Source organism: Pseudoalteromonas sp. S16_S37 (assembly GCF_014694405.1).
GTDB lineage: Bacteria > Pseudomonadota > Gammaproteobacteria > Enterobacterales > Alteromonadaceae > Pseudoalteromonas.
Genome location: NZ_JAAUWV010000140.1, coordinates 1 through 1,444, shown reverse-complemented (window position 1 = coordinate 1,444; position 1,444 = coordinate 1). Strand labels below are relative to the sequence as shown.

1 protein-coding gene is annotated in these 1,444 nt (G+C 43.6%); it reads right to left on the bottom strand.

Annotated features, from left to right (window positions below):
* Window positions 1-13: 13 nt before the first annotated feature.
* The gene (locus tag HC733_RS22215) at window positions 14-1,396 is read right to left on the bottom strand and encodes an IS4 family transposase (protein ID WP_190367153.1); all 1,383 of its coding nucleotides are present in this window, start codon (window positions 1,394-1,396) and stop codon (window positions 14-16) included.
* Window positions 1,397-1,444 lie beyond the last annotated feature (48 nt).

Genomic DNA, 1,444 nt, shown 5'->3' with positions numbered 1-1,444 from the left:
GCCTGTCTCTTGATCACATTTCTAGATCAAGAGACTTGGCTAGCTCATAACCTTCAAGGATGGTTTGCAATTTAAACCATCCTTCCCACAATCTCTCCCAGCCAACACGGCCATTACGTTTTGAATCATGCCAACCTGCTAACTTACCAAGGTTTATGTAAGCCCAGTAAAGGCTCGGTGCTGTTTTGGGTGGTTTTGACTTTTCTTGCTTTGTCCATAACAACTTCCACGCTAAAGGACTTAAAACCATTTCACAACTCTGTTTTTCCGCCTCCTTTTTGTTGAGACCAAGGTATCGAAGTTGATGTAGGCGAGCTGCAATAAAGGCTAATATTACAACCATCTTTTCAAGGTTGTCTTTACTTTGCATCCGTAAATCTTCTACTTGCGTACCGCCACTTTTCCAAGCTTTATGGAACTCTTCAATTAGCCAGCGTTTTTCATAGTAAGCAAGTATTTGTTCAGCCTCATCTTTGCTGGTTACTGGCTCTGATGTTAAAAGGTGCCAACTTAACCCTTGGTCGCAGTTTTCTTCCTGACAGCCAACATAGTACAGCGGCACCGCAGCGCCTTTTTTATTCGCTGGCATTTTGACATCAACTTTGGCGTAACGTATCTGACAACATGCTTCTCTTGCTTTACGTCCACCTTTTTGCCTTACTGAAACCGTACGTTGACCTGCTGATTTTAACGACTCGCTATATTGATAAAGCTTGTTTTCACTCTGTTCAATACAGCGACTCTGCATTGAACGCACGACAAAGCGTTGCTGCCGAGTTGTTTTGTAAGTGAGATATTCAATGATATCTGCTTCTCGGTCGCACACTGAAATCACCTTGCTCATTTCTGAGCCAAGACGAGTCGACATCGCTTCTGACGCCTGTTCCCACTTGTAGCTTTCTTTGCTCTCATACGCTCGGCTTGCATGACGATTATTCTGACCATATAAATTGATGTCTCGTGTCCATCGTTTTTGCTCAATGAGGCCAACGACATGTTGCTGCTGTGGTGCAAACAGCAATACTGAATGAGCGTGCATACCACGCGAATGCTTGTTTGAAGTCGTGTGTCCCATTTCGTCACGTACTGTTTGGTGCTTGAATTCAAGCGAAGTGGTGTCCTCTAAAGCGAGCAGGCAATCATATTGGTTAACACGATTAGCTGTCGCTAGAAAGCCTGACTCGGCTATGGCTTGGGCATTGATAGCTTTGTTGCGAGTAAAACGGTAAGCCGCTTCAATATCAGCGGGAGAAGTAGATGATTGCACGAGAGATTGCCCTAACTTATTGGAAAGGTTAGAGGCTAACACAACCAATCGCTTTGCTCTGCGAATATCACCTAACTTTGCTTGAGAAAAAGTTTCTGATGCCCATTTCTCTGAACTTGCTGAAAACACCGTAACTGACCTTATCGTTATATCAAAACAGATCAGATCAAGATTAAT